This is a genomic window from Paenarthrobacter sp. 2TAF44, from assembly GCF_052114885.1.
GTDB lineage: Bacteria > Actinomycetota > Actinomycetes > Actinomycetales > Micrococcaceae > Arthrobacter.
The window spans coordinates 65,934-87,125 of record NZ_JBFRFP010000002.1 but is presented as its reverse complement, the minus strand read 5'-3'; the positions used below and the strand labels follow the sequence as shown (position 1 = coordinate 87,125).

Annotated in this window: 21 protein-coding genes and 2 riboswitches; of the genes, 9 read left to right on the top strand and 12 right to left on the bottom strand. The window is 62.2% G+C overall.

The window, feature by feature from the left end; genetic code table 11:
• The gene (locus tag AB4Z15_RS02835; RefSeq protein WP_442015969.1) at positions 1–1,329 is read right to left on the bottom strand and encodes an NtaA/DmoA family FMN-dependent monooxygenase; all 1,329 of its coding nucleotides are present in this window, start codon (positions 1,327–1,329) and stop codon (positions 1–3) included.
• 166 nt (positions 1,330–1,495) lie between these two features.
• Positions 1,496–1,607: riboswitch (SAM riboswitch) on the top strand.
• A gap of 14 nt (positions 1,608–1,621) precedes the next feature.
• Between AB4Z15_RS02835 and AB4Z15_RS02830 the strand changes: the two genes are divergently transcribed.
• Genes AB4Z15_RS02830 through AB4Z15_RS02815 form a run of 4 tightly spaced genes read left to right on the top strand, consistent with a single transcriptional unit; the run spans position 1,622 to position 4,111 of the window.
• Positions 1,622–1,888, top strand: coding sequence for a DUF1737 domain-containing protein (locus AB4Z15_RS02830; protein ID WP_442015968.1), 267 nt, complete (start codon positions 1,622–1,624; stop codon positions 1,886–1,888).
• Positions 1,885–2,295 carry a rhodanese-like domain-containing protein gene (locus tag AB4Z15_RS02825; RefSeq protein WP_442003393.1) on the top strand — a complete coding sequence of 137 codons (411 nt, stop codon included), beginning with the start codon at positions 1,885–1,887 and terminating at the stop codon, positions 2,293–2,295. Before AB4Z15_RS02830 ends, AB4Z15_RS02825 begins: the two co-directional genes overlap by 4 nt.
• Positions 2,296–3,504, top strand: coding sequence for an O-succinylhomoserine sulfhydrylase (locus tag AB4Z15_RS02820; protein WP_431116873.1), 1,209 nt, complete (start codon positions 2,296–2,298; stop codon positions 3,502–3,504).
• A gap of 10 nt (positions 3,505–3,514) precedes the next feature.
• Complete coding sequence (locus tag AB4Z15_RS02815; protein WP_442015967.1) at positions 3,515–4,111, top strand: hypothetical protein; 597 nt, start codon at positions 3,515–3,517, stop codon at positions 4,109–4,111.
• On the opposite strand, the gene AB4Z15_RS02810 is transcribed toward AB4Z15_RS02815, so the two are convergent.
• The 5 genes from AB4Z15_RS02810 to AB4Z15_RS02790 all read right to left on the bottom strand — a co-directional run bounded on the left by AB4Z15_RS02810 (position 4,108) and on the right by AB4Z15_RS02790 (position 10,102).
• The gene (locus AB4Z15_RS02810) at positions 4,108–5,307 is read right to left on the bottom strand and encodes a glutamate--cysteine ligase 2 (protein ID WP_442016186.1); all 1,200 of its coding nucleotides are present in this window, start codon (positions 5,305–5,307) and stop codon (positions 4,108–4,110) included. The two genes, AB4Z15_RS02815 and AB4Z15_RS02810, sit on opposite strands and share 4 nt — an antisense overlap.
• Positions 5,308–5,433: 126 nt before the next feature.
• Positions 5,434–6,957 carry a UDP-N-acetylglucosamine 1-carboxyvinyltransferase gene (locus tag AB4Z15_RS02805; protein ID WP_442003396.1) on the bottom strand — a complete coding sequence of 508 codons (1,524 nt, stop codon included), beginning with the start codon at positions 6,955–6,957 and terminating at the stop codon, positions 5,434–5,436.
• 105 nt (positions 6,958–7,062) lie between these two features.
• The gene (locus AB4Z15_RS02800; protein WP_442015966.1) at positions 7,063–7,857 is read right to left on the bottom strand and encodes an energy-coupling factor transporter transmembrane component T family protein; all 795 of its coding nucleotides are present in this window, start codon (positions 7,855–7,857) and stop codon (positions 7,063–7,065) included.
• The gene (locus AB4Z15_RS02795) at positions 7,854–9,482 is read right to left on the bottom strand and encodes an ABC transporter ATP-binding protein (RefSeq protein ID WP_442015965.1); all 1,629 of its coding nucleotides are present in this window, start codon (positions 9,480–9,482) and stop codon (positions 7,854–7,856) included. The genes AB4Z15_RS02800 and AB4Z15_RS02795 overlap by 4 nt, the downstream gene beginning before the upstream one ends.
• The gene (locus AB4Z15_RS02790) at positions 9,482–10,102 is read right to left on the bottom strand and encodes an ECF transporter S component (RefSeq protein ID WP_442003399.1); all 621 of its coding nucleotides are present in this window, start codon (positions 10,100–10,102) and stop codon (positions 9,482–9,484) included. The genes AB4Z15_RS02795 and AB4Z15_RS02790 overlap by 1 nt, the downstream gene beginning before the upstream one ends.
• A 77-nt stretch (positions 10,103–10,179) precedes the next feature.
• Positions 10,180–10,316: riboswitch (TPP riboswitch) on the bottom strand.
• 131 nt (positions 10,317–10,447) lie between these two features.
• Between AB4Z15_RS02790 and AB4Z15_RS02785 the strand changes: the two genes are divergently transcribed.
• Together AB4Z15_RS02785 and AB4Z15_RS02780 are read left to right on the top strand one after the other, a co-directional pair.
• Positions 10,448–11,125, top strand: coding sequence for an NUDIX hydrolase (locus tag AB4Z15_RS02785; protein ID WP_442015964.1), 678 nt, complete (start codon positions 10,448–10,450; stop codon positions 11,123–11,125).
• 36 nt (positions 11,126–11,161) lie between these two features.
• On the top strand, positions 11,162–11,422 hold the full coding sequence (locus tag AB4Z15_RS02780; protein ID WP_216926797.1) for a DUF4235 domain-containing protein: 261 nt from the start codon (positions 11,162–11,164) through the stop codon (positions 11,420–11,422).
• An 82-nt stretch (positions 11,423–11,504) separates the two neighbouring features.
• Here AB4Z15_RS02780 and mnhG read toward each other — a convergent pair whose 3' ends face one another.
• The 6 genes from mnhG to AB4Z15_RS02750 are packed head-to-tail and all read right to left on the bottom strand — an operon-like array spanning position 11,505 to position 17,786.
• A complete protein-coding gene (gene mnhG, locus AB4Z15_RS02775) occupies positions 11,505–11,894 on the bottom strand; it encodes a monovalent cation/H(+) antiporter subunit G (RefSeq protein ID WP_442015963.1) in 390 nt (129 codons plus the stop codon).
• A complete protein-coding gene (locus tag AB4Z15_RS02770; protein ID WP_442015962.1) occupies positions 11,884–12,162 on the bottom strand; it encodes a monovalent cation/H+ antiporter complex subunit F in 279 nt (92 codons plus the stop codon). Before AB4Z15_RS02770 ends, mnhG begins: the two co-directional genes overlap by 11 nt.
• Positions 12,159–12,725 (bottom strand): Na+/H+ antiporter subunit E, encoded by a 567-nt coding sequence (locus AB4Z15_RS02765; RefSeq protein ID WP_442015961.1) that lies wholly within the window; start codon positions 12,723–12,725, stop codon positions 12,159–12,161. The genes AB4Z15_RS02770 and AB4Z15_RS02765 overlap by 4 nt, the downstream gene beginning before the upstream one ends.
• Entirely contained in the window at positions 12,722–14,290 is a 1,569-nt protein-coding gene (locus AB4Z15_RS02760; RefSeq protein ID WP_442006068.1) for a Na+/H+ antiporter subunit D, read from the bottom strand. The genes AB4Z15_RS02765 and AB4Z15_RS02760 overlap by 4 nt, the downstream gene beginning before the upstream one ends.
• A complete protein-coding gene (locus AB4Z15_RS02755; RefSeq protein ID WP_442015960.1) occupies positions 14,287–14,787 on the bottom strand; it encodes a Na(+)/H(+) antiporter subunit C in 501 nt (166 codons plus the stop codon). The genes AB4Z15_RS02760 and AB4Z15_RS02755 overlap by 4 nt, the downstream gene beginning before the upstream one ends.
• A complete protein-coding gene (locus AB4Z15_RS02750) occupies positions 14,784–17,786 on the bottom strand; it encodes a Na+/H+ antiporter subunit A (RefSeq protein ID WP_442015959.1) in 3,003 nt (1,000 codons plus the stop codon). Before AB4Z15_RS02750 ends, AB4Z15_RS02755 begins: the two co-directional genes overlap by 4 nt.
• A 203-nt stretch (positions 17,787–17,989) precedes the next feature.
• Here AB4Z15_RS02750 and AB4Z15_RS02745 point away from each other — a divergent pair, with 203 nt between their 5' ends.
• From AB4Z15_RS02745 to AB4Z15_RS02735, 3 genes are all read left to right on the top strand, one after another.
• Complete coding sequence (locus tag AB4Z15_RS02745) at positions 17,990–19,393, top strand: MFS transporter (protein WP_442015958.1); 1,404 nt, start codon at positions 17,990–17,992, stop codon at positions 19,391–19,393.
• A 63-nt stretch (positions 19,394–19,456) separates the two neighbouring features.
• The gene (locus tag AB4Z15_RS02740; protein WP_442006072.1) at positions 19,457–19,939 is read left to right on the top strand and encodes a cation:proton antiporter regulatory subunit; all 483 of its coding nucleotides are present in this window, start codon (positions 19,457–19,459) and stop codon (positions 19,937–19,939) included.
• Positions 19,940–19,945: 6 nt separating this feature from the next.
• Positions 19,946–21,145, top strand: a complete 1,200-nt coding sequence (locus AB4Z15_RS02735) for a cation:proton antiporter (RefSeq protein ID WP_442015957.1) — start codon at positions 19,946–19,948, stop codon at positions 21,143–21,145.
• The last annotated feature ends 47 nt before the right edge of the window (positions 21,146–21,192 follow it).

Below are 21,192 nucleotides of genomic sequence, written 5' to 3'. Positions count from 1 at the left end.
TCAGAAGTCCAGAAGATTCTGGCGGAAGCCGCCGACGCCGTAACTCTTCCTCAACAGGCCGCGGCGGCGCAGTTCGGGAGTCAGCTTGTCCAAGACGCCGTGCACGGTGACGGGGTCCACGAACCCCGAGAAGAGGAAGCCGTCCCCACCCACGGCCTCGCCGGTCTCCTCAAGGTAGTCGGCGATTTCACCAACCGTGCCGATGATCGAATCGCCGGCACCACCGCTGCGTGCCTGAAGGATCTGGCGCAGGGTAGACCCCGGAGGCGCTGCCTTGGCGAAGTGCTCCAAGGTGCCTTGGTTGCTGTTGGTGCTCAATTCAGGCAACGGCGCATCGAGGTCGAACTGCTTGAAGTCGATCACGGACAGGTAGGAGATCGAGTTGAGCTGGCTGTCGATATCACGCTGGGTAAGCTCCCGGCGCTGCGCCCGCAACTCATCAGCCTCGGCTGATGAGCCAACCACGGTGGGCTTCAGCACGAAAAGTACCTTGACGTCGTCGGGGTTCCTGCCAGCCTTGGCAGCCTCGGCACGGATGGAATCCCGGTAGGCCTTCATGCCGTCAGCGCCACGCGCCAACGCGATCGCGACGTCGGCGTGCCCACCTGCGAACGCTTTGCCCCGAGGAGAAGCACCCGCCTGCACCAGTACGGGCTCCTCCGGCAGGGGTGCGGTGTTAAGGGGACCGCGGACCTTGAAGAAGTCGCCCTGGTGGTTAATAGGGTGCACTTTGGTGTGGTCGGCGAATCTGCCGGCCTCAACGTCCTCGAGCACCGCGTCAGGTTCCCAGCTCCGCCAAAGCCTCCGTACGACGTCGACGAATTCCTCCGCCTTCTCATACCGAAGGTCGTGTTCAATCTGCTGGTCCAAACCGTAATTCTGTGCTGCCAGGTCACTGCCGGAAGTGACAACGTTCCAGCCCAGCTGCCCCTCGGAGAAGTGCTGCAGCGTGGCCAGCAGCCGGGCGGCTGTGAAGGGCGGATAGAAGGATGCGCTGACGGTCGGCACAATCCCAAGGTGCTTGGTGGCGGACAGAAGGTACGGGACCAGCGCCAAAGGATCATGCTTAGGCGCAAAGGAGGCGTGTGCCAGCGAGACCTCGGCAGTGCCGCCATAAGTATCAGGAACAGTAAGGGAATCCTCGATGATGAAAAGGTCAAGGCCGGATTGCTCGAACGCGCGCACGGCGTCTTGATACAGGGCAGGTTTCTTCCAGTCGTAGCCCAGGCTGTAGCCGGGAGTTCCCCAGCCCTGGACACCGAAACCGTGCCCCACGAACCATCCAAAATGCAGCATGGGCTTGAGTGTAGGGCTGCCTTGTCCGTTCACCGCGACCTGATTTCTTGCGAAGTTACAGGGGGTCGTACTGCGTCAATTATGCTCCCGGGACGTCACATTTAGGCTGCTACTCCAGCATGGGCCGGTTACGCAACATGACGACCGCGTAACCGCTTGCAAGTGCGGGCCGCCGCCGCGGGATGTTACGTTTTTCTTGAGTAATGAGCACCAGCGCCAAGCCCTGACTTGCTGGTCGGCAACCCTCTCTCCGGCGGGGTGCCTCAGGTGACTACTCGGCGTATCGACACTTCGAACTGCAAGCGTGACTGAGGAGCACCAGCCAATGCCTGAACCCACTGAAGAAAAACTCTCCTACCGCCTGATTACAGGTCCGGATACCCGTGAATTCTGTGAGCGGATCACCACGGCCCTCGCCGACGGCTACGTGCTCCACGGCAGCCCGGCAGCCACGTTCAATGGCACGGATGTCATCGTGGCGCAGGCCGTCGTCCTGCCCACTGCCATCGCCAACGCAGACGCCGCCGTCGCGAATGCTGTTGACCAGTTGGAGAACGACGACGAAGAAGAAGCATTCGAGGGACACGCATGAGTTACGCAGGTGACCTGACCCCGCAGGACGCGTGGGCCAAGCTTGAAGAAGGCGCAATCCTGGTAGACGTCCGCACCGAGGCCGAGTGGGCACACATCGGCATTCCGGACACCAAAGCCACAGAGAACGATCCCCTGTTCATTCAGTGGAACCTCGCCGGCGGCATTCCCAACTCCCGTTTCCTCGAGGACCTGCAGCAGCAGGCACCCGAGGGCGAGGGCGTGGAACTCGTTTTCATTTGCCGCTCAGGCCAGCGCTCCATCTCTGCTGCCATCGCCGCGACGCAGGCCGGATTCACCGCCTACAACGTCCTCGAGGGCTTCGAAGGTGACCCGGACCGGTATGGCGAACGCACCATCAACGGCTGGAAGAACCGTGGCCTGCCGACCAACCTGGGGAACGACTAAGTGACTTTCAATCCCGATGCCGCCAGCTGGAGCCCTGACACCCAGGCAGTACGCGGTGGCCTTGACCGTACCAACTTCCAGGAGACGTCCGAACCCGTTTTCCTGAACTCCGGCTTCGTCTACGAATCCGCTGCCGCCGCCGAACGCGCCTTCACTGGCGAGGACGAACGCTTCGTTTACTCCCGTTACGGCAACCCGTCCGTGGCCACGTTCCAAGAGCGGTTGCGGTTGCTCGAAGGAACCGAGGCTTGCTTTGCGACGGCGTCCGGCATGTCCGCGGTGTTCACCGCCTTGGGTGCCCTGTTGGCTGCGGGTGATCGCGTGGTTGCCGCCCGCTCCCTGTTCGGCTCGTGCTTCGTGATCCTCAATGAGATCCTGCCGCGCTGGGGCGTAGAGACCGTGTTTGTCGATGGTCCCGACCTCGATCAGTGGCGTGCTGCCCTCTCCGAACCCACCACCGCTGTGTTCTTCGAGTCGCCGTCCAACCCGATGCAGGAAATCGTGGACATCGCCGCCGTCAGCGAGCTCGCGCATGCAGCGGGAGCGACCGTCGTCGTCGACAACGTCTTTGCCACTCCCCTGCTGCAGCGTTGCGGTGACTTGGGCGCAGACGTCATTGTTTACTCCGGCACCAAGCACATCGATGGCCAGGGGCGCGTCCTCGGCGGCGCGATCATGGGTACCAAGGAATTCATCGATGGCCCGGTCAAACAGTTGATGCGGCACACCGGACCGTCGCTCTCCGCGTTCAACGCATGGGTGTTGACCAAGGGACTGGAGACCATCGGCCTGCGCGTGAACCACAGCTCGGCCTCCGCTTTGAAAATCGCGGAATGGCTTGAGCAGCAACCTGCCATTAGCTGGGTCAAGTACCCCTTGTTGAAATCGCACCCGCAGTACGAACTGGCGGCGAAGCAGATGAAGGCCGGCGGTACTGTGCTGACGTTCGAGCTGCTGCCCTCTTCCGGGCGGTCCGCCAAAGACGCCGCGTTCGCGTTGCTGGACGGTCTGCGCGTCATCGACATCTCCAACAACCTGGGCGACTCCAAGTCCCTCATCACGCATCCGGCCACCACCACCCACCGGGCCATGGGGCCTGAAGGTCGCGCGGCCATTGGGTTGAGCGACGGCGTGGTCCGTTTGTCCGTGGGCCTGGAAGATGTAGACGATCTCATTCTGGATCTGGAGAAGGCCCTCAAACAGGTCTAACCTGTCTCGCATGAGCGGGAATCATCCCTATCGCCGTGCCGGAGCGGTCATCGTTGCCGGCACGGCGATCTGGTTTGCAGGTATTTCGCCGGTGTCGCGCGTCTACATCACCCCCGACGCCGCCGAACGCCTTCGTATGCTTGAGGCCGGCCAGCGTGGCTGGGTTGTTGGGCAGCACCTTGCAGCGGCTGGAACCGTCGCGGTGCCTGTGGGATTCGCAGCCTTTGCCCGTCGTCTCCCGGGCGGACGGGCGAAGCGGTGGGCAATTGCAGCCGCGGCCTCTTTGCTGGCAGGGGCCCCGCTCTTTGTGTCGAGTTTGTCCCGCCGGGCCTCGGACCTGGAACGCTTTGCCTACGGCCGGGGATCCAATGCGCCATTCCTCGCCTACTCCGGGCTCCACGTTCTTGCCTTGGCTGCGCTGGGCGGAAGCCTCCTGGCATCGCCCGCCAAACGATGGATCGGGGTCACGGCTGCAGCCAGCGCGCCCATCTACGGCGCCATCCTTGTGGCCAAGAAGGACATCCCGCCGTTAGTGTTCTACCTTGTCGAGGGCTTAGCGGGGGCGTACCTGATGACGTGGGAAGAGGCTGACTCTGCAGAAGCCTAGGGCCTGCGGACCCTGGTCAGGATGGGCGCCGGATCCTTGTGCGAGTCTGCGGTAGCGCCACGAATCGTCGCCTTCACCGCATGCCCAACCACCGCCCCCAAGGCCTCGTTGCTGGGCGGGCTTCCCGGCGGATTTTGTGCGTCACGTTGCCGGTTGTTGAAACGTTCTGCTGCTTCGCGTTGCTCCCGTGCTCCGTTCCCGCGCTCAAGAATGTCCGAGATTCCGGCCTTCACGAGCTCCAGTTCACCTTGATCGTCCAGGACAGGACTCAGGTAATCCACCAAAGCCCAGACCACATCCGCTGCCGGTTGGGGACGGAAGTCGCCAAAGTCCAAGAGGTCTCCGCGAAGTCCCGAATTACTCGCTTGCCAACTCGCCATCCGGAGCAGGGCCGTCGGCACCGAGGCGGGCTCAACGCCGTCGAGCATTTCCAGGGAAGCGGTCTCAACCAATGCCCTCACAAGCACTGCTATCAAAGCTGCGTCTTCCGAGCGGAGGCACACGTCAGCCACCCTCACTTCCACCGTGGGATGGTTGCGGGAGATGCGGGCGTCGAAGTAGATCATGCCCTCGTCAAGGAGCACCCCCGTGTCCAGGAGGCGCTGGACCATGCGCCGGTAGGCAGTCAACGAGCCAAAAACGGCAGAAGGCCCGGACGTCGGCCACCGGTTCCAGGCCTGGATCCGGTAGCTCTCGAAACCCGTGGGCAGCCCACGCCAGTATGGGGAATTGGCGCTGATGGCCGTTAAAACAGCAAGTTTGTCGCGAATGTGATCGAGGACCACCACGCCCTCTTCAGGCGACTCCACGGCAGTGTGCACATGGAAGCCGCACGTCAGTTGCTCGTGGGCCGTCAACCCGAAGCGTTCAAGCATCACGGCAAAGCGCGGATCTGGAGTCGTATGGGTGTTCTTAGCCAGGGGTGATGTGGCAAGCGCGGCCACCCGGGCGTTGTGTTTCCTGGCACCGTCATTGGCCATCGCACGTCCGCGCCGGATCTGCTGGAGGAGCTCACTGTAGCTATGGCACGGGCGGGTCTGGGTTTCGATTTGTTCCAGCTTCAGTTCGTGGCTCAGCCCCATCCCTGTTTCAGGCGCGGGTTCCGTGCCTGCCAGCAGTGCATCCGCGAGGGCCAAGGGCTCGCCCGTCACAGGATCGACGATGAGTAGCTCTTCCTCCACCCCGAAAGTCCGCATGGCACCATTCTGCTTCATGCGGCCCGGGAAATTCTGCTGGATCATCGCTCCATTGCCGACGTGGCGTCCCGGGAATCCGGGCTCCTCCCCACGTGGGGAGCAGGATGATCCAGCAGAAAAGCGTGCCTAGTCCTGGAAGTACTCCACTTTGGCGCCAATGGTGTTCAGGCGCTCGGCCAGATCCTCGTAACCACGTTCGATCACGTAGATGTTGCGAAGCTCTGAGGTTCCACGGGCAGCCAACATCGCCAGGAGCAGGCAGGCTGCCGGACGCAGGGCCGGCGGACAGCCGATCTCCGCGGCCCGCCACTTGGTGGGTCCGTTGACGTAGATGCGGTGCGGGTCCAGGAGTTGCACTTGGGCGCCCAGCTTGTTGAGCTCCGTCAGATAGATGGCACGGTTCTCGTAGACCCAGTCGTGGATCATGGTTTGGCCCTCGGCGTTCCCCGCGATCACGGCGAAGAAGGGCAGGTTGTCGATGTTGAGCCCAGGGAACGGCATGGGGTGGATCTTGTCCTGTGGCGCGTGGAGCTCGGAGGGCTTGGTGGTGACATCCACCAAGCGCGTCCTGCCGTTGCGGGCCATGTATTCGCCTGAGATTTCCAGCTTCTGGCCCATCTGCTCCAGGGTGGCCAGCTCGATTTCCATGAATTCGATAGGCACCCGGCGGATGGTGACCTCGGAATTGGTCACGATGCCCGCAGTGATCAGGCTCATGGCCTCGATGGGATCCTCTGAAGGGAAGTACTCGATCTCCACATCTATGGATGACCGGCCCGTGATCTTCAATGTAGTTGTGCCGACGCCCTCGATGGTGACGCCCAGGCCCTGCAAGTAGAAGCAAAGATCCTGGACCATGTAATTGGGGCTCGCGTTACGGATCACGGTGGTGCCCTCACGGTGTGCAGCAGCCATGATTGCGTTCTCGGTGACGGTGTCGCCACGTTCGGAGAGGACGAAGGAACGGTCGTGCCCATCAGCAGGGGGTGCAACCACGGAGTAGAAGCCGGACTTTGCCCCCACAGTGAGCCCGAACTGGCGCAATGCCTGCATGTGTGGTTCGACGGTTCGCGTGCCGAGGTCGCATCCACCGGCATACGGAAGCAGGTACTCGGCGGTCTCGTCCAGGAGCGGCCCGAGCAGCATGATGACGCTGCGTGTACGGCGAGCAGCCTCCACGTCCATCGACTCAAGGTCAAGGACTTCAGGCCTGCGGATACGGAGGTCACTGCCGTTGAGCCAGGTGCATTCGACGCCGATGGACGTCAGCACCTCAACGATCCTGTTGACCTCCTCAATGCGGGCCAAGCGACGCAGCGTGGTGGTGCCCCGGTTGATCAAGCTGGCACACAACAGGGCCACGCCGGCATTCTTGCTGCTGTTGACATCCACTTCACCGGATAGCGTGTGACCGCCTTCCACCCGGAGGTGCGTCATCTGCGGTTTGCCGACCTTGACGATGGAGCGGCCGAAGATGGCCTCCAACCGTTCAATCATTCGGAGGCTGAGATTCTGTTTGCCCTGCTCCATTCGGGCGATAGCGCTCTGGCTGGTTCCCAGCTCAGAAGCCAACTGCCCCTGCGTCCAGCCCTTTTCGCTTCGCGCGTTGCGGAGCAGGAGGCCTACATGTTCGGCGGTAGGTTGCGTCATACTCAAAAAAATATCACAAATGAGTTAGAAGCGGACAACAAATCGCTGATTCAGCGGCAAACATCACATGCTACCCGCATAGTGCGATATCTGTAGTTGGAAGCGCTAACGCCAGACAAAACTCCACGTTCCAGCGCCGACGGCCGTGAGTACCGCAGCTGCAGCGATGACGAGGCCGCCCAGGAGCACCCAGACGTCCAGAAGTGAGTAGGTGGATTCCCGGGCCCACGTTCTCTGCCCGCCGCCGAAACCACGTGCCTCCATGGTGATGGCCAGCCGGGAGGCCCGCCGGACAGCCTGGACCAGTAGCCCGAAGCTCTGTCCAAGCGTTGCCTTCAGCCGTTGTAGCGGGCTGCCCTGCGAACCCACACCCCGGGCGCGCCGGGCCATGCCGATGGTCTGCCATTCCTCAGCCATCAAACCCACCAGGCGCATGGCGGCCAACGAACCGAGGACAAAGCGGTGTGGCAGCCTTGCCTTCTGTGCCAGCGCATCAGCCAGGTCGGTGGGATCTGTGCAGGTCATCAGCAGGATTGCCGGCAGCGCTATCGCCAGGCCACGAAGCATGAATCCCAGTCCCAGCTGAAGGGAACCTTCGCTGATGGACCAAAGTCCGACGTCGAGCAGTACAGCCCCGCTGTCGGCCGCCACGATTGCGGTGCTCCAGCCGCCAATCGCTGCAGCGATGATAAGTGGCCAGGCGCGCTGCCATAGAAGCCGCAGTGTGAGGCCAGCCAGCGGGAACAGCGCCAGCTCGGCGATGAGGGCAGTCGAAGCGGATACCCAGTCGATCGACAACGCGAGCACCAGCGAAATGAGGAAGACGGACACGAACTTGACCAAAGGATTTGCCCGCGTGAGGAGGGCGTGGTTGCCGCGCAGGTTCAGGGCGTCCCTCATGCGGCACCAGCTTCCTGGTGGGCTGCCTCGTTGTGTGGGTCGGGGACGCGCGGGTCCGGGACGTGCGACGTCGCCGGATCCAGATGGAGTTCCGTGCCGCCAAGGACCGCACTGAATTCTTCGTCGTGCGTCACGGACACAACAGCCGTTCCGGCGTCGAGCAGTTCCGACAGGAACGACGCCAGTTCGGCCCAGGTGTTGGCATCCTGTCCGAATGTGGGCTCGTCCAGCACCAGCACCTTGGGATGGGCCGCAAGGACCGTAGCCACGGACAACCTGCGCTTCTCACCGCCAGACAAGGTGTAAGGGTTCGCATCCACCAAGTGCGTGAGCCGCAAACGCTCCAACAATTCATCCACGCGTTCTTCACCATGTCCCAGATGCTTTGGTCCGAACATCAGCTCGTCCAGGACCTTGCCCGTCACGAATTGGTGCTCCGGTTCCTGGAACACGGTGCCGACGCGCGAAATCAGCTGGTCCGCCTTCCACTTGAAGGGGTCGATTCCAGCTCCTTCGGAAAGCTCGACGGCGGCACTTACTTTGCCGTGCACGGGCGCCAGAAGGCCGGCCAATGTGAGCGCAAAAGTGGATTTGCCGGCGCCGTTAGGGCCCGTGATGGTGAGCGCCTGACCAGCCCTGACTTGTGCACTGATACCCGATTGCACGGGGACGGGCGGGATTGTTTTGAAGCGGCGACGGCGGGACTTCTCACGGGAAACAGCCAGGTCCTGTGCCACGACGAGAAGTTGGGCGGTGGATTCATGGCCGCCCATTTCCTGAGTTGTGGTCCTGCGGGCGCGAGTAGCCGGAACATACCCCGGCACCCACACTCCCGCGGCCATCAGCATGGTGCGGGCTTCAGTTAGCACCTGATCCGGAGGGCCGTCCAGAAGCACACCGCCCCCGGCCGACGGTGGCTGGAGGACCACGATCCTGTCCACCAGGTCCTTCCACACGGACACACGGTGTTCCACGACAACCAACGTGGCGCCGCTCTTGTCCAGGCAGCGCTGCACGGCGTCGCGAACCTCAAGCACACCCACTGGATCCAGGTTGGCCGTGGGTTCGTCCAGCAGGATCAGCCCGGGCCGCATCGCCAGGATGCCAGCCAACGCAAGGCGCTGCTTCTGCCCGCCGGAGAGTGCCGCCGTCGGGTGATCCAGTGCCAAACCGCTGCCGGCAGCGGTGCGCAACCCAACGTCGTCGAGCGCTTCATGGACGCGCGCCCAAATTTCATCCCGGGGAACGGCCAGGTTTTCGGCGCCAAATGCGACGTCGTCACCCACCCGGGAGAGCACCACCTGGGTCTCCGGATCCTGCTGCATCAGACCTGCGCGGCCGCGCTGCTCGCGGGGAGCGACGCCGTCGATTAACAGCGAGCCGGTCTCATCCGAATCGTCTTCCTCGTCACCCAGTACACCGGCGAGGGCATGGAGCAGTGTGGACTTCCCTGCGCCTGATGGACCAAGCAGGAGCACACGCTCGCCGGGCTCGATCCGGAGATCGAGGTCCTGGATGGCGGGTGTGGAACGCCCGGCATGCCGCCATCCCCACCCTTGGGCGGTGATGGCGGCAGGCCGGACTTGGTGGCTGCTTTGCTGGTTGCTGCCTTCTTTCGCAGGCATTAGTTGAAGACGGGCTCCGAAGCAGCCTTGCGCGACGCGAAGGAGCTGAGGACGCCCGTCTTGGCCAGCCCGCGGGTGGCAACCCAGGACAGCGCGCCCGCGATGATCGCACCCGAAAGCGTGCAGAAGGCGATGTAGGCCAGCTTGTCGATCGCTTCGTAGGCGATGTTCCAGCCCCAAGGCAGGAAGGAATCGTTCAGACCGCAGAAGAGGCCCGCGCCAGCACCTGCGAGGAGTGCAGCGGACAGGTCGAACTTCTTGTACCTGAACGCAGCGAAGACGAGTTCTGCGCCCAGTCCCTGGAGGATGCCGGAGATGAGGACGGTGGTGCCGTACTGGGAACCCATGATGAGTTCGCCGGTGGCGGCGACGGCTTCGCAGAACAGGGCTGCGCCCGGCTTGCGGATGATGAGCATGCCCAGGACGGCCGGGATCATCCAGCCACCGGCGATCAAACCGGTGAGCGGCGGATACGTGGCGTTCATGGGGATGGATACGATTGCGGCGCCCTGGGACCAGGCCCAGAAGATCACGCCTCCGGCGATGGCAATCAAAGCTGCCACCACGATGTCTACAACACGCCAGTTATAACTGGTTTTCTTCACGCTTGCCGTGGTCATTTTTCTGCCTCCTGAGGTACAGGAGGGGAAAGTGCTCCCCGGAACTCCCGGCCGGCTTGCGCCGCCCGGATCCGGACACTCTGAGAAGCTCGACTCCCTTGCGCCGGTACTAACCGGATCAGGTTCGAGGGTCTGCGGCTGTCCGCACTCTCAGCGCCCTCGCGTCTCCTGCATCTCTGCAAGGTCCGACGGCGGCGCTCCCCTGTCGTTATTAATCTGCCCTTATGGGCGTGGTTCAGTTTACACCTGTGGGTGTTCGTGCGCGCTGGGGACTGGTCACAATACGGCTCGCAACCGGACCTGAGAGAATAATCCAGCAGAATCGACGCGGCAAAGGGGCATTTCATGACGGACCTTCCCACTACGGACATCCCGGTTCCCCAACCGCGCCTTGCTGCGAGCGTCATCCTGCTCCGCGACGCCCCGGGCGGGCTCGAAGCGTTCGTCCAGCACAGGGTTACCACTATGGACTTCGCCGCCGGCATGGTGGTCTTTCCGGGAGGCCGGGTTGATGCCGCGGACCAGGACGGATGGGATTACCCGGCTGACTTGCTGGAACGGCATGCTGCAGACTGGCGCCTGACCTCCATCGCCGTCGATACCGAACACGCACCGGCAAAGTCGGGCATGGTTCTCACGGCTGCCCTGCGGGAGGTTTGGGAGGAGGCCGGACTTAGCCTTGATGCCTCAGATCTGCGACCGTGGGCCAATTGGGTCACGCCGACGGACATGCCAAAGCGTTTCGATACCTACTTCTACGTAGCCAAGCCTGCTCCGGAAGCAGAACCCCAGCATCAAACCACCGAAGCGTGGCAATCACTCTGGATGCCTGTGGACGGGATCCTGGCGGCTGAAGCCTCCGGTACATTGCAGCTGATGCCACCCACGTATTACCTGCTCAAGGAAGTTGCCGGCCTCGGAACAGTGGATGCCGTCTGGGAAGCCGATCACGACGTTGTTCCTGTCCTTGCACCACGCGGTTCCATGGCAGCTTTCCTCAAAGAACGGGAAAACCGCCGCTAGTCCCAACCCACCTGGAAGTGAGGCTAGGCTGGGGGCATGAACCTCTTTTTCAAGCTGCTGGGTGCCGGAGTAAGCCTCGCAGCCGGATTCGTCGGCACCAAGTTGGTCAACAAGGGCTGGGAAAAGGCCACGGGCAACAAACCGCCCACGGGCCACGACGATATGGAAACGAGCCTCCGCTCAGCGTTGTCCTTCGCGCTGATTTCGGCCTTCGTCAGTACGCTCATCCAGGTTTTCGCGAGCCGCGGCACCCAGCGTGCCATCGCCCGCTTCGCCAAGACGCAGGACATCGTCTAGGCCGCGCATAGGCATTCCAACGCGGGGTCAGTTAGGGTCCCTCACCGTCGTCGGGAGGGTGCCTAAGTGACCCCGCGTTGTTCTAAGTGTCCGGGGTGGAACCGTCGGCGGCTGCCCTTTGGACAACCGCTTCAAGCTCATCCTTGGTGAGCAGTTCGCGGTGCCCATGCTTGGTCCGGTAAGCGGAGCGGCCCACCATATGTGCGGAGACCGGCGCAGTCAGCAGCTGGAAAATCCAGGCCACCACCAGAACCGGCCAAACCCACCATGTGCGCATTTGCAGACCCATGGCTGCAAGCATGAGGAATAGGCCCAAGACCTGCGGCTTGGTTGCCGCGTGCATGCGGCTCATGAGATCGGGAAACCGCAGGAGGCCAATTGCGGCTCCGAGCGACATCAGGGCACCCACCACAAGAAACACGGCCGTCACTGCATCAATCACGGCATCCACTCCGGTCGCTTCAGGACTCATTGCTGTGATCCCTCCGATCCGCTACGAATCGGGCAAATGTTACCGAGCCTACGAAGCCGATCACCGCGAGAGCCACGAGCAACACCAAGTTATTCAGGTGCCGGTTCATCGCCATGTCGGTGGCAAGCGCTGCGCCAAGAATGGCCAGCAGGACGTCCGATGCCAAGACTCGGTCCAACAAGGACGGGCCGATGGCGATGCGGATGATCGCGCCCACCGCAGCCAAGCTCAGGATCACCGCCGTTACCAGCAGAACAAGTTCTTTCATAGGGTTGCCCCTTCCATGCCCGCACCGGGTTCAGCCTGGAGTGCATGGAGTTCCTCGCGCGTTCCCATGATCCGGATCAGCGCGGCCTCGATGTTCTGGACTTCCTGGCGAATCTTAGTGATATCAGCATCCTCATAAATGTTGAGCGCGTGCAGGTAAAGCGTGGACGTCGAGCGGTCCACTTCCACCACCAGCGAGCCGGGAATCAGCGAGATAACGTGCCCGGTTGCCGTGACTATGAGGTCAGAATGGCTGCGCAACGGAACACCGACGACGGCGCTGCGCACCTTTGGACCCTTCACTACGGCCAGGTAGAGGACCAGAAAACTCGCTGCCGCGACTCTGCCCAGGAACATCAGGGCGAAGGACATGGCGCGCAGCACGTTGAACCTGCCCCCGAGCTCCACTGGCGGAAGGTAGAAGAACTTGGCCACGAGCACGGCGATGAGCGCACCGAACAGCAGGTTTCCCGGACTGAAGTCCCTCCACAGGGCACCCCAGACGATGACCAGCCACACCAGCAGGGGCAGTTCAGTGCGGAAGGAGATCGGTTTACGGCTCATTTGGCAGCCCCTGACTGACCCACCGCTGGTACCTCCGCGGAGTCCCCCAGGACTGAATGGATGTAGGCAGTGCGGTCCAACATGATTTCCGCCGAGCCGTCGGCGAGGTGAAAGAGTGGGCCAGCAAAGACTGTGAGCGCAACACCGAAGGCCACAAGGCCAGCCGTGGAGCCCACCATTGTCCGGGGCAGTACCCCAACATTGCCTGGCGTCTGAAGCACGGGGTCCGGGTACTCGGCGTCCTCGGGCTTGCGCCAAAATGCCCTGTTCCAAACACGCGCAATTGCCAACAAGGTGAGGAGGCTGGTGACGACGCCGCCCACCACCAAAACGATGGCCAGCGGCGTACCCAGTTGCACGCCCGCTTGGAGGAGCCCGAGCTTGCCCAGGAAACCCGAGAATGGCGGGATGCCCGCAAGATTCATCGCAGGGACGAAGAACAGCAAGGCAAGGAGTGGCGAGAGTTTGGCCAGGCCACCCAAGCGGTCAATGGACGACGATCCGCCCCTGCGCTCAATCAGGCCAGTGACCAGGAACAGGCTGGTCTGCACTGTGATGTGGTGCGCCACGTAGAACACGGCAGCGCCAAGCCCCGCGACGGACGACATTGCCAAGCCGAACACCATGTAGCCGATATGGCTGACCAGGGTGAAGGACAAGAGACGTTTGATATCGCTCTGTGCCAAGGCACCCAGGATGCCCACCACCATGGTTAGCAGCGCCACCACCATTAAGGGCACGTTGAGGGTGTCCCCGGGAAAGAGGAGTGTCTCGGTGCGGACCATGGCGTAAACACCCACCTTGGTCAGCAAGCCAGCAAAGACGGCTGTGACGGGAGCCGGAGCTGTTGGATAGGAGTCGGGAAGCCAGAAGGACAGAGGGAACACGGCCGCCTTGATCCCAAACGCCACCAGCAGCATCACGTGCAGGAGATTCTGGGTTCCTTGATCCAGTTCGGCCAGCTTGATGGCGAGGTCCGCCATAGTGATGGTTCCTGTAGCTCCGTAAATCATGGCGATAGCGATGAGGAACAAGACGGACGAAACCACGGAGACCACCACGTAGGTGACGCCGGCACGGATGCGCGGCCCCGTCCCGCCAAGGGTCATCAGCACATAGCTGGCCGTCAACAGGATTTCGAAGCCCACGTAAAGGTTGAAAAGGTCACCTGTGAGGAAGGCGTTGGATACGCCCGCCACCAGGATCAGATAAGTGGGGTGGAAGATCGAGACCGGCGCTTCCTTGTCGCCATCAGCCATGCCCTGGCCGGTGGCGTAGATCAGGACCGCGAGGCTGACGACGGTGGAAACCACGAGCATGAGTGAGGAGAACTGATCCACCACCAACACCACGCCCCATGGCGGCAGCCATCCACCGAGCGTGACGGAAGTGGTGCCTCCCTCCCACACGGACGCCAGGAGCAGGCATTCGAGCAGGAGCGTCGCGCTGAGGATCACGATGCTGACTACCCGCTGCGCAGCCGTATGCCGGATCAGCACGAATGCGAGGGCCGCCCCGAGGATCGGAAGGAGGACGGCCAGTGGCGACAGGTTGGCGAGGTTCACTGGCTGCCTCCTTCCTTGGTCCTTACAGTGTTGGGCTTTTCGGTCGCGTCCGGCTGGGCGCGGTCTTCGGGGCTGGCAGGAGTGATCGCGAACTCCGATGTTTCCAGCGGGACGATGGCGTCGTCTTCCTTGTCGAAGCTGGGAGTCCGGGCTACGCGGCGGTCTTCGATGTCATCCTGGATTTCGTCTTGCCGTGCCAAGGCCCAAGTCCGGTAGATGATGCCGAGCATGAAGGCAGTGACGGCGAATGAAATGACGATCGATGTGAGGATGAGCGCCTGTGGCAGGGGGTCGTTGTACTCGCTGGAGGCTGTTTCCTTATTGAACAAAGGAGCGAGTCCGGCGTACCCTCCCGTACTGAGGATCAGCAGGTTGGTGGCGTTGGCAAGCAGCATCAAGCCAAGCAGGACGCGAGTCAGGCTTCGCTCCAAAATCAGGTAGATACCGCAGGCATACAGGACGCCCATGACGATCAGGAGGGTCAGGTTGATGCTCATGGGTTGCCCTTCCCGGAGGCGGCCGTTTCGGCGGACTCAGACTCGGCGGCTCGGGTCTTTACGGCCCTTGGCACCTTCCCTTCAAAATGTTCGTCGATCTCAGCGCCCAGGCTGCGTAGGACGTCGAGCGCCAGTCCCACCACCACGATGTAGACACCGATGTCGAAGATCGTGGACGTTACGAACTTGACGTCTCCGAATACGGGCAGCCAAAACTCGATGATCGCGCTCTGGAACACCTGGCCGCCGAGGAGGAGCGGCACGAAACCGGACGCTGCCGCCGTCGCTAGTCCTGTCCCCAACAGCGTGCCTGCACTCACTGTCGCCGCCTCGCTCAACTCGAAGCGTCCCCCGGCAAGGTAGCGGATGGTGAGGGCAAGGCCTGCGGTCAAGCCGCCTGCGAAGCCGCCCCCGGGCAAGTTGTGACCCGCAAGGAGTAGATAGATGGAAAAAACGATCATCGAGTGGAAGATCAGCCGGGTGACCACTTCGAAAATAATGGACCTCCGCTCAGGAGCCAGCGTCCGGCCTGCTACCAGCCAGGCATCGCGGGTAACGTCCGTGAACTTCCTCGCCACGGCCAGCCGGGCACCGTCGCGGGAGTCGCGGTCGACGCCGGTGCGCCGCCCCACGCTGCCTTCCGGTACTGCCTCTGAGGTTTTAATGCGGTCGCCGCGGCTGCGCACGAAGATCAGGCTGGCAACGCCAGTGGCGGCCACGGCCAGGACCGAAATTTCGCCGAAGGTGTCCCACGCGCGGATGTCCACGAGGGTCACGTTGACCACGTTCAGGCCACCGCCGCCTTCGTAGGCCAGGCGTGGGAATTCAAGGGAGACAGGCGTGGCCACGCGGGCACCCATGGCGTAGATGGCAACGAAGATCATGGTGATGCCGAACGCAGCACCTACGATCACGCGGATCACCCGGAGGCGGCCACCCGTTCGGTCCCGTAGTTCGGCGGGCAGGCTGCGCATGGCCAAAACGAAGGCCACCAGCACGATGGTCTCCACCAGCATCTGGGTCAGTGCAAGGTCAGGCGCTCCTTGCAAGGCAAACATGAGCGCGATGCCGTAACCGGTGACAGACACCATGAGCACCGCCAGGAAGCGCTTGTTGGCGCGGACAGCAGCTAGCGCGCCCACCACGATGCCCACTCCCGCGATCAACTGCAACGGAGAGTTTGGATCGATGAAATAGATACCGTCAGGCAACGGTTTGTTGGTCAGGAGCAGAGCTGCGAGGGGCACTGCGAAGGCAACCGTGAGGATGACCGTCAGATAGAAATACAGTGAACCACGCTGGGTGCGGCCCGTGACCCACACTGCGACGTCGTCCAAAGCGCCAATCGTATGTTGGTAGGCGCGGTCGCCGTCCACCCAATCGGGAACCAGGCCTTGCACGCGTGAAACGACGTTGCGGCCGTAGAACATTGCGGCACCGGCAACAAAAGTGATCGCGGTCAGTCCCAAAGCGGGAGTGAGCCCATGCCACAAAGCCAAGTGCCCGGCGTCGACGGCTTCCTCCCCATCTGCGAACAGCGCTGCGTAAGGCTGGATCCAACTATCCACCGGCGCGGGCCACAGTCCGTAAACAATGGTGAGGAAACTCAGAAGGGCAGGCGCAGCCAGGAAGGCGGGCTTGATGGCTTTGAAGGGCGTGTGCTCTATACCGGGCTTCGTGGCAAAGGCACCCCACATGAAGCGCGCGCTGTACGCGAAGGTAAGGATTGAACCGATCACGAGCCCGACCAGAATCCAGATGCCCCAGGCAGGTGCGTCATGGCCCATGCCGTAGTGCACGAAGGCTTCAAACACGGACTCCTTGGCCACGAAACCCGCCAGCGGCGGCACCCCCGCCATGGAGGCGGCGGCAATCGCGGCCACTACCCCGAGGGCTCGTGAGGAGCGGAAGACGCCGGAGAGTTTCCGGATATCGCGTGTCCCCGACTGGTGGTCGATGATGCCGACCACCAGGAACAGTGCCGCTTTGAACAAGCCATGGGCCAGCAGAAGCCCAAGCCCGGCAAGGGCGGCGTCAGGTCTGCCCAGGCCCACCACCATGGTCAGGAAGCCGAGCTGGCTCACCGTTCCGTAGGCCAGGATGAGCTTGATATCTGTCTGTCGGAGGGCCCTGTATCCGCCAACCAACATCGTGGCCAAGCCGAGGCCGAGGACCATTGGCAGCCACAATTGCGATTCCGCGAAACCTGGCGCCAGCCGCGCGACGATGTAGATACCGGCCTTCACCATGGCCGCGGCATGCAGGTAGGCGCTCACGGGAGTTGGAGCCGCCATGGCACCCGGAAGCCAGAAGTGGAAAGGGACCAGCGCCGATTTGGTCACTGCACCCACCAGGATGAGAACGACGGCGGCCCCCACCATCCCACTTGTGGTGCCGTTAACGAGCGTCCCGGCTTGGTCCAGGATGGTGGAGATCCGGTAGGTTCCTGCGGCTTGGCCCAGGACGATGAGCCCCACCAACATCGCCAGCCCGCCGGCTGTGGTAACCATCAGCGCCTGAAGGGCAGAACGCCGCGCGGCCAAGCGGGTCCGGGCATAGCCGATGAGCAAGTATGACAGGACGGTGGTGAGCTCCCAGAAGATGAACATCATCAGGAGGTCGTCGGACGTCACCAGGCCGAACATGGCACCAGCAAAAGCCAGGAGCTGGGCGCCAAACCCACCGAGCCCAGGATCCTTGTTCTTGAAGTACCGGGCGCAATAGACCAACACCAGGGCGCCAACGCCGAGGATGAGCAGTGACATGACCCAGGCGAGTGCGTCCATCCTGAACGCAAACTCGAGCTTCAGGTTCGGAACCCAGGGGAATACTTCTTCTATACCGCCGCCGGAATATACGGGGCCATACTGCAGGACCAGCCAAACGAAGGCGATCGCGGGAACCGCTGCCAGGAGATAGAAGGCGTTCCGACCAAGTTTGCTGAAGATCAAGGGCGCCACAGTTGCCGCTACAAAGGTGGTGGCGAGAACTGTGATCACTGTTTTCTCCGCAAAGTCAGAAACGAATTGTCAAAAGTTGGAGCAGGCGGTCATACGTTGGGTTCAGTTGGACCAGTTTATCAAGGGGCCCGGACAGTTTTTGGCCGGAGCCGGCGGGGCCTGCGAATGAATTCCCCGTGCGTTATTCACATAGCGGTCTGTCATCTGCCCGCCACTGTCCGAGGCCCGATAGCATTCAGGCTATGAACGCGGCCGCAGTTCCCGAAGCCTCCCACCCAGCATCCGAGCTTGCCTCCGGACCTGCTTCCTCCAAGAAGGGCCAAATCCTTGCCTGGGCGTCCTGGGACTGGGGCTCGGCTGCCTTTAACGCGATCATGACCACATTCGTCTTCACGGTGTACCTGACCTCGTCTGCCTTCGGTGGAGAGGACGCCGCGTCTGCCGCACTTGGTGCTGCGTTGGCCGTCGCGGGCCTGGCCATCGCGCTGCTGGCCCCGGTGACGGGCCAACGTTCGGATGCCGGCGGGCGGCGCAAGCTCTGGCTCGGAGTCAACACGGCTGCCACAGCCGTCCTCACGGCCCTGTGCTTCTTTGTCTTCCCGCAGCCGGGATTCCTTCTTCTTGGTGTCTGCCTGATCGCGCTTGCCAATATCTTCTTTGAGTTCGCCGGCGTGAACTACAACGCCATGCTGGCCCAAATCTCCACACCCAAAAACATCGGCAAGGTCAGCGGTTTTGGCTGGGGCATGGGATACTTCGGTGGGATCGTGGCCCTGTTGCTGGTCCTGCAACTCTTCGTGCAGCCATCTTTCGAATGGTTCGGTGCTTCCACTGAAGAATCACTGAACATCCGGCTTGTGGCCATTTTCTCGGCCCTATGGTTCTTCATCTTCGCCCTGCCCGTGCTGTTCGCCGTTCCGGAAGTTTCCGTGAAGAAGGACACCGCTTCCCTGGGCTTCATCGCGTCGTACAAGCTGCTGCTCCGGCGGATCGTGGCCATCTATCGCACCAGTCCCCACACCATTTACTTCCTGCTGTCCAGCGCGATCTTCCGCGACGGCCTTGCTGCCGTCTTCACGTTCGGCGGGGTGATCGCTGCCGGGACCTTTGGTTTCGAACTCAAGGAAGTGATCTTCTTCGCGATTTTCGGCAACGTCGTCGCAGCCGTTGGTGCCATCATCGGCGGCTTCCTGGACGACAAGATCGGACCAAAGGCAGTCATCGTGATTTCCTTGGTGGGTCTGCTGATCGCGGGCACCTTCATCCTGGTGCTTGGCAACGGAAACTACGTGTTCTTTGGAAACAGCTGGCCTGCCGCCAATACTTTCTGGATCTTCGGCTTGCTGCTGTGCCTTTTTGTTGGGCCAGCCCAGTCTTCGTCAAGGGCCTATCTGGCCAGGCTCGCCCCCGACGGCGAGTCGGGAGAACTCTTCGGGCTCTACGCCACCACGGGCCGGGCTGTCAGCTTCCTTGCTCCCACCCTCTTCACCCTGTGCATCACAATTGCGGCTCCAATTGTTGAAGAAGGTGGAGCCCAGCGATGGGGCATCCTCGGCATCATGGTTGTCCTGCTCGCCGGCCTTCTGGTGATCCTGCCGGTGAAGCCGCCCACCAAGGTGGAAATAGCCGTGGTACCAGAACGTTAACTAGATAAGACCGGCTGAATACGAACGCCGTACCAGACGGTACAACAGAGTTAGGGTGGAGATATGAACGTGGATGAGACTGAACTCCCGGGCCTTGGGATCCGTAAGGATTTCGTCACGGCCTCGGGCCGTCGCATCGGTGTCGTTGAGCTTCGCGAAGGCGAGACAGAGCTCTTCGTGTCCACCTGGGATGACCCGGACACCTGCCAGGCTTCCATTCCCCTCACAGCCGATGAAGCCGCCACCCTAGGCAACCTCCTGGGCGGGCAGCACATCGCCATGCGTCTGGCAGAAGCCCACCGCGAGATACCTGGCATCGTGACCCGCCAGTTCTCCATCACCCCTGATTCCCCATTCGTGAACCAGCCCATGGGCAAAGCCCAGATCCGTACCCGCAGTGGCGTTTCGATCGTTGCGATTATGCGTGAAGGCGAGGTCGTCCCGTCGCCCGCACCCGACGTCGTACTTCACACTGGTGATTTGCTCGTTGCGGTTGGCACCCAGGAAGGCCTCGACTCGGCGGCCGATATCCTCCGCAACGGCTGACCCGCCATGGATCCGCTCGCACTAGCCCTCGTTGAACTGGGGGCCGTCGTCTTCTGCCTCGGTCTCCTTGCTCGACTAGCGGGCCGCATCGGCATGTCTCCCATTCCGCTTTACCTGGTGGGTGGCTTGGCCTTCGGTGCAGGCGGCTTCGTCAAATTGGATGGCATGCATGAGTTTTCGCATCTGTCGGGCGAAATCGGGGTCATCCTGCTGCTGTTGATGCTCGGATTGGAATACACCGCCTCTGAACTCGTCACCGGGCTCAGACGTTCATGGCAGGCCGGTGTCCTGGACTTCGTGCTGAATTTCCTCCCGGGCGCCGGGATTGCCGTTCTTCTGGGCTGGGGTCTTGTGGGCGCCATCGTGATGGGTGGCGTTACTTACATCTCGTCCTCAGGAATCGCCGCGAAGGTCATCACTGACCTCGGCCGGATCGGTAACCGCGAAACTCCCGTAGTGCTTTCCATCCTCGTTTTCGAGGACCTCGCCATGGCCATTTACCTGCCCATTCTGACTGCCATCCTGGCCGGTGTCGGGTTCCTGGGTGGACTGCAGACGGTGGGCATCGCGTTGGCTGTCGTCACGGTAGTCCTGATGATCGCGCTCAAGCATGGGCACCGCGTCTCCCAAGCCGTTCACAGCGAGAACTCCGAAGTGTTTCTGCTGAACGTGCTCGGGCTGGCTCTTCTGGTCGCCGGTATCGCCTCCGCCCTCCAGGTCTCAGCTGCAGTGGGTGCATTCATGCTCGGCATTGCCATCTCCGGCGCCACGGCCCACAATGCGACGCGCATCCTTGAACCCCTGAGGGACTTGTTTGCCGCGATCTTCTTCGTTGCCTTCGGCCTCAACACCGATCCCACGTCCATCCCGCCGGTCCTGGGATGGGCACTGCTGCTCGCCCTGCTGACGACAGCCACGAAGATGGTCACAGGATTCTGGGCAGCCAAACGTGCGGGAATCGCAATGCCTGGCCGCTTCCGCGCGGGAGCGGCCCTGATTGCGCGTGGCGAATTCTCGATCGTCATTGCTGGCCTGGCGGTAGCTTCGGGAGCTGTGCCGGACGAGGTTGCAGCCTTGGCTACCGCTTATGTCCTCATCATGGCCATCACGGGACCGCTTGCGGCTCGCTTCGTGGAGCCTGTGGTCAAGGCACTCCGCAGGAGTCCCCGCACACCGCCGCGGGCTGCCGAGCGCGCCACTGCCTGACCCGTCAGCGCCTGACGCTAGCGACTGACGCTAGCGACTGAGGGTCA

What these genes read in the sequence shown, in the direction of transcription:
- AB4Z15_RS02785 (WP_442015964.1), top strand. Translation starts at nt 10,448, where the DNA reads ATGACGGACCTTCCCACTACGGACATCCCGGTTCCCCAACCGCGCCTT.
- AB4Z15_RS02795 (WP_442015965.1), bottom strand. Translation starts at nt 9,482, where the DNA reads ATGCCTGCGAAAGAAGGCAGCAACCAGCAAAGCAGCCACCAAGTCCGG.
- AB4Z15_RS02815 (WP_442015967.1), top strand. Translation starts at nt 3,515, where the DNA reads ATGAGCGGGAATCATCCCTATCGCCGTGCCGGAGCGGTCATCGTTGCC.
- AB4Z15_RS02755 (WP_442015960.1), bottom strand. Translation starts at nt 14,787, where the DNA reads ATGAGCATCAACCTGACCCTCCTGATCGTCATGGGCGTCCTGTATGCC.
- AB4Z15_RS02740 (WP_442006072.1), top strand. Translation starts at nt 19,457, where the DNA reads ATGAACGTGGATGAGACTGAACTCCCGGGCCTTGGGATCCGTAAGGAT.
- AB4Z15_RS02745 (WP_442015958.1), top strand. Translation starts at nt 17,990, where the DNA reads ATGAACGCGGCCGCAGTTCCCGAAGCCTCCCACCCAGCATCCGAGCTT.
- AB4Z15_RS02810 (WP_442016186.1), bottom strand. Translation starts at nt 5,307, where the DNA reads ATGCGGACTTTCGGGGTGGAGGAAGAGCTACTCATCGTCGATCCTGTG.
- AB4Z15_RS02825 (WP_442003393.1), top strand. Translation starts at nt 1,885, where the DNA reads ATGAGTTACGCAGGTGACCTGACCCCGCAGGACGCGTGGGCCAAGCTT.
- AB4Z15_RS02800 (WP_442015966.1), bottom strand. Translation starts at nt 7,857, where the DNA reads ATGAGGGACGCCCTGAACCTGCGCGGCAACCACGCCCTCCTCACGCGG.
- mnhG (WP_442015963.1), bottom strand. Translation starts at nt 11,894, where the DNA reads ATGAGTCCTGAAGCGACCGGAGTGGATGCCGTGATTGATGCAGTGACG.
- AB4Z15_RS02770 (WP_442015962.1), bottom strand. Translation starts at nt 12,162, where the DNA reads ATGAAAGAACTTGTTCTGCTGGTAACGGCGGTGATCCTGAGCTTGGCT.
- AB4Z15_RS02830 (WP_442015968.1), top strand. Translation starts at nt 1,622, where the DNA reads ATGCCTGAACCCACTGAAGAAAAACTCTCCTACCGCCTGATTACAGGT.
- AB4Z15_RS02735 (WP_442015957.1), top strand. Translation starts at nt 19,946, where the DNA reads ATGGATCCGCTCGCACTAGCCCTCGTTGAACTGGGGGCCGTCGTCTTC.
- AB4Z15_RS02780 (WP_216926797.1), top strand. Translation starts at nt 11,162, where the DNA reads ATGAACCTCTTTTTCAAGCTGCTGGGTGCCGGAGTAAGCCTCGCAGCC.
- AB4Z15_RS02790 (WP_442003399.1), bottom strand. Translation starts at nt 10,102, where the DNA reads ATGACCACGGCAAGCGTGAAGAAAACCAGTTATAACTGGCGTGTTGTA.
- AB4Z15_RS02805 (WP_442003396.1), bottom strand. Translation starts at nt 6,957, where the DNA reads ATGACGCAACCTACCGCCGAACATGTAGGCCTCCTGCTCCGCAACGCG.
- AB4Z15_RS02765 (WP_442015961.1), bottom strand. Translation starts at nt 12,725, where the DNA reads ATGAGCCGTAAACCGATCTCCTTCCGCACTGAACTGCCCCTGCTGGTG.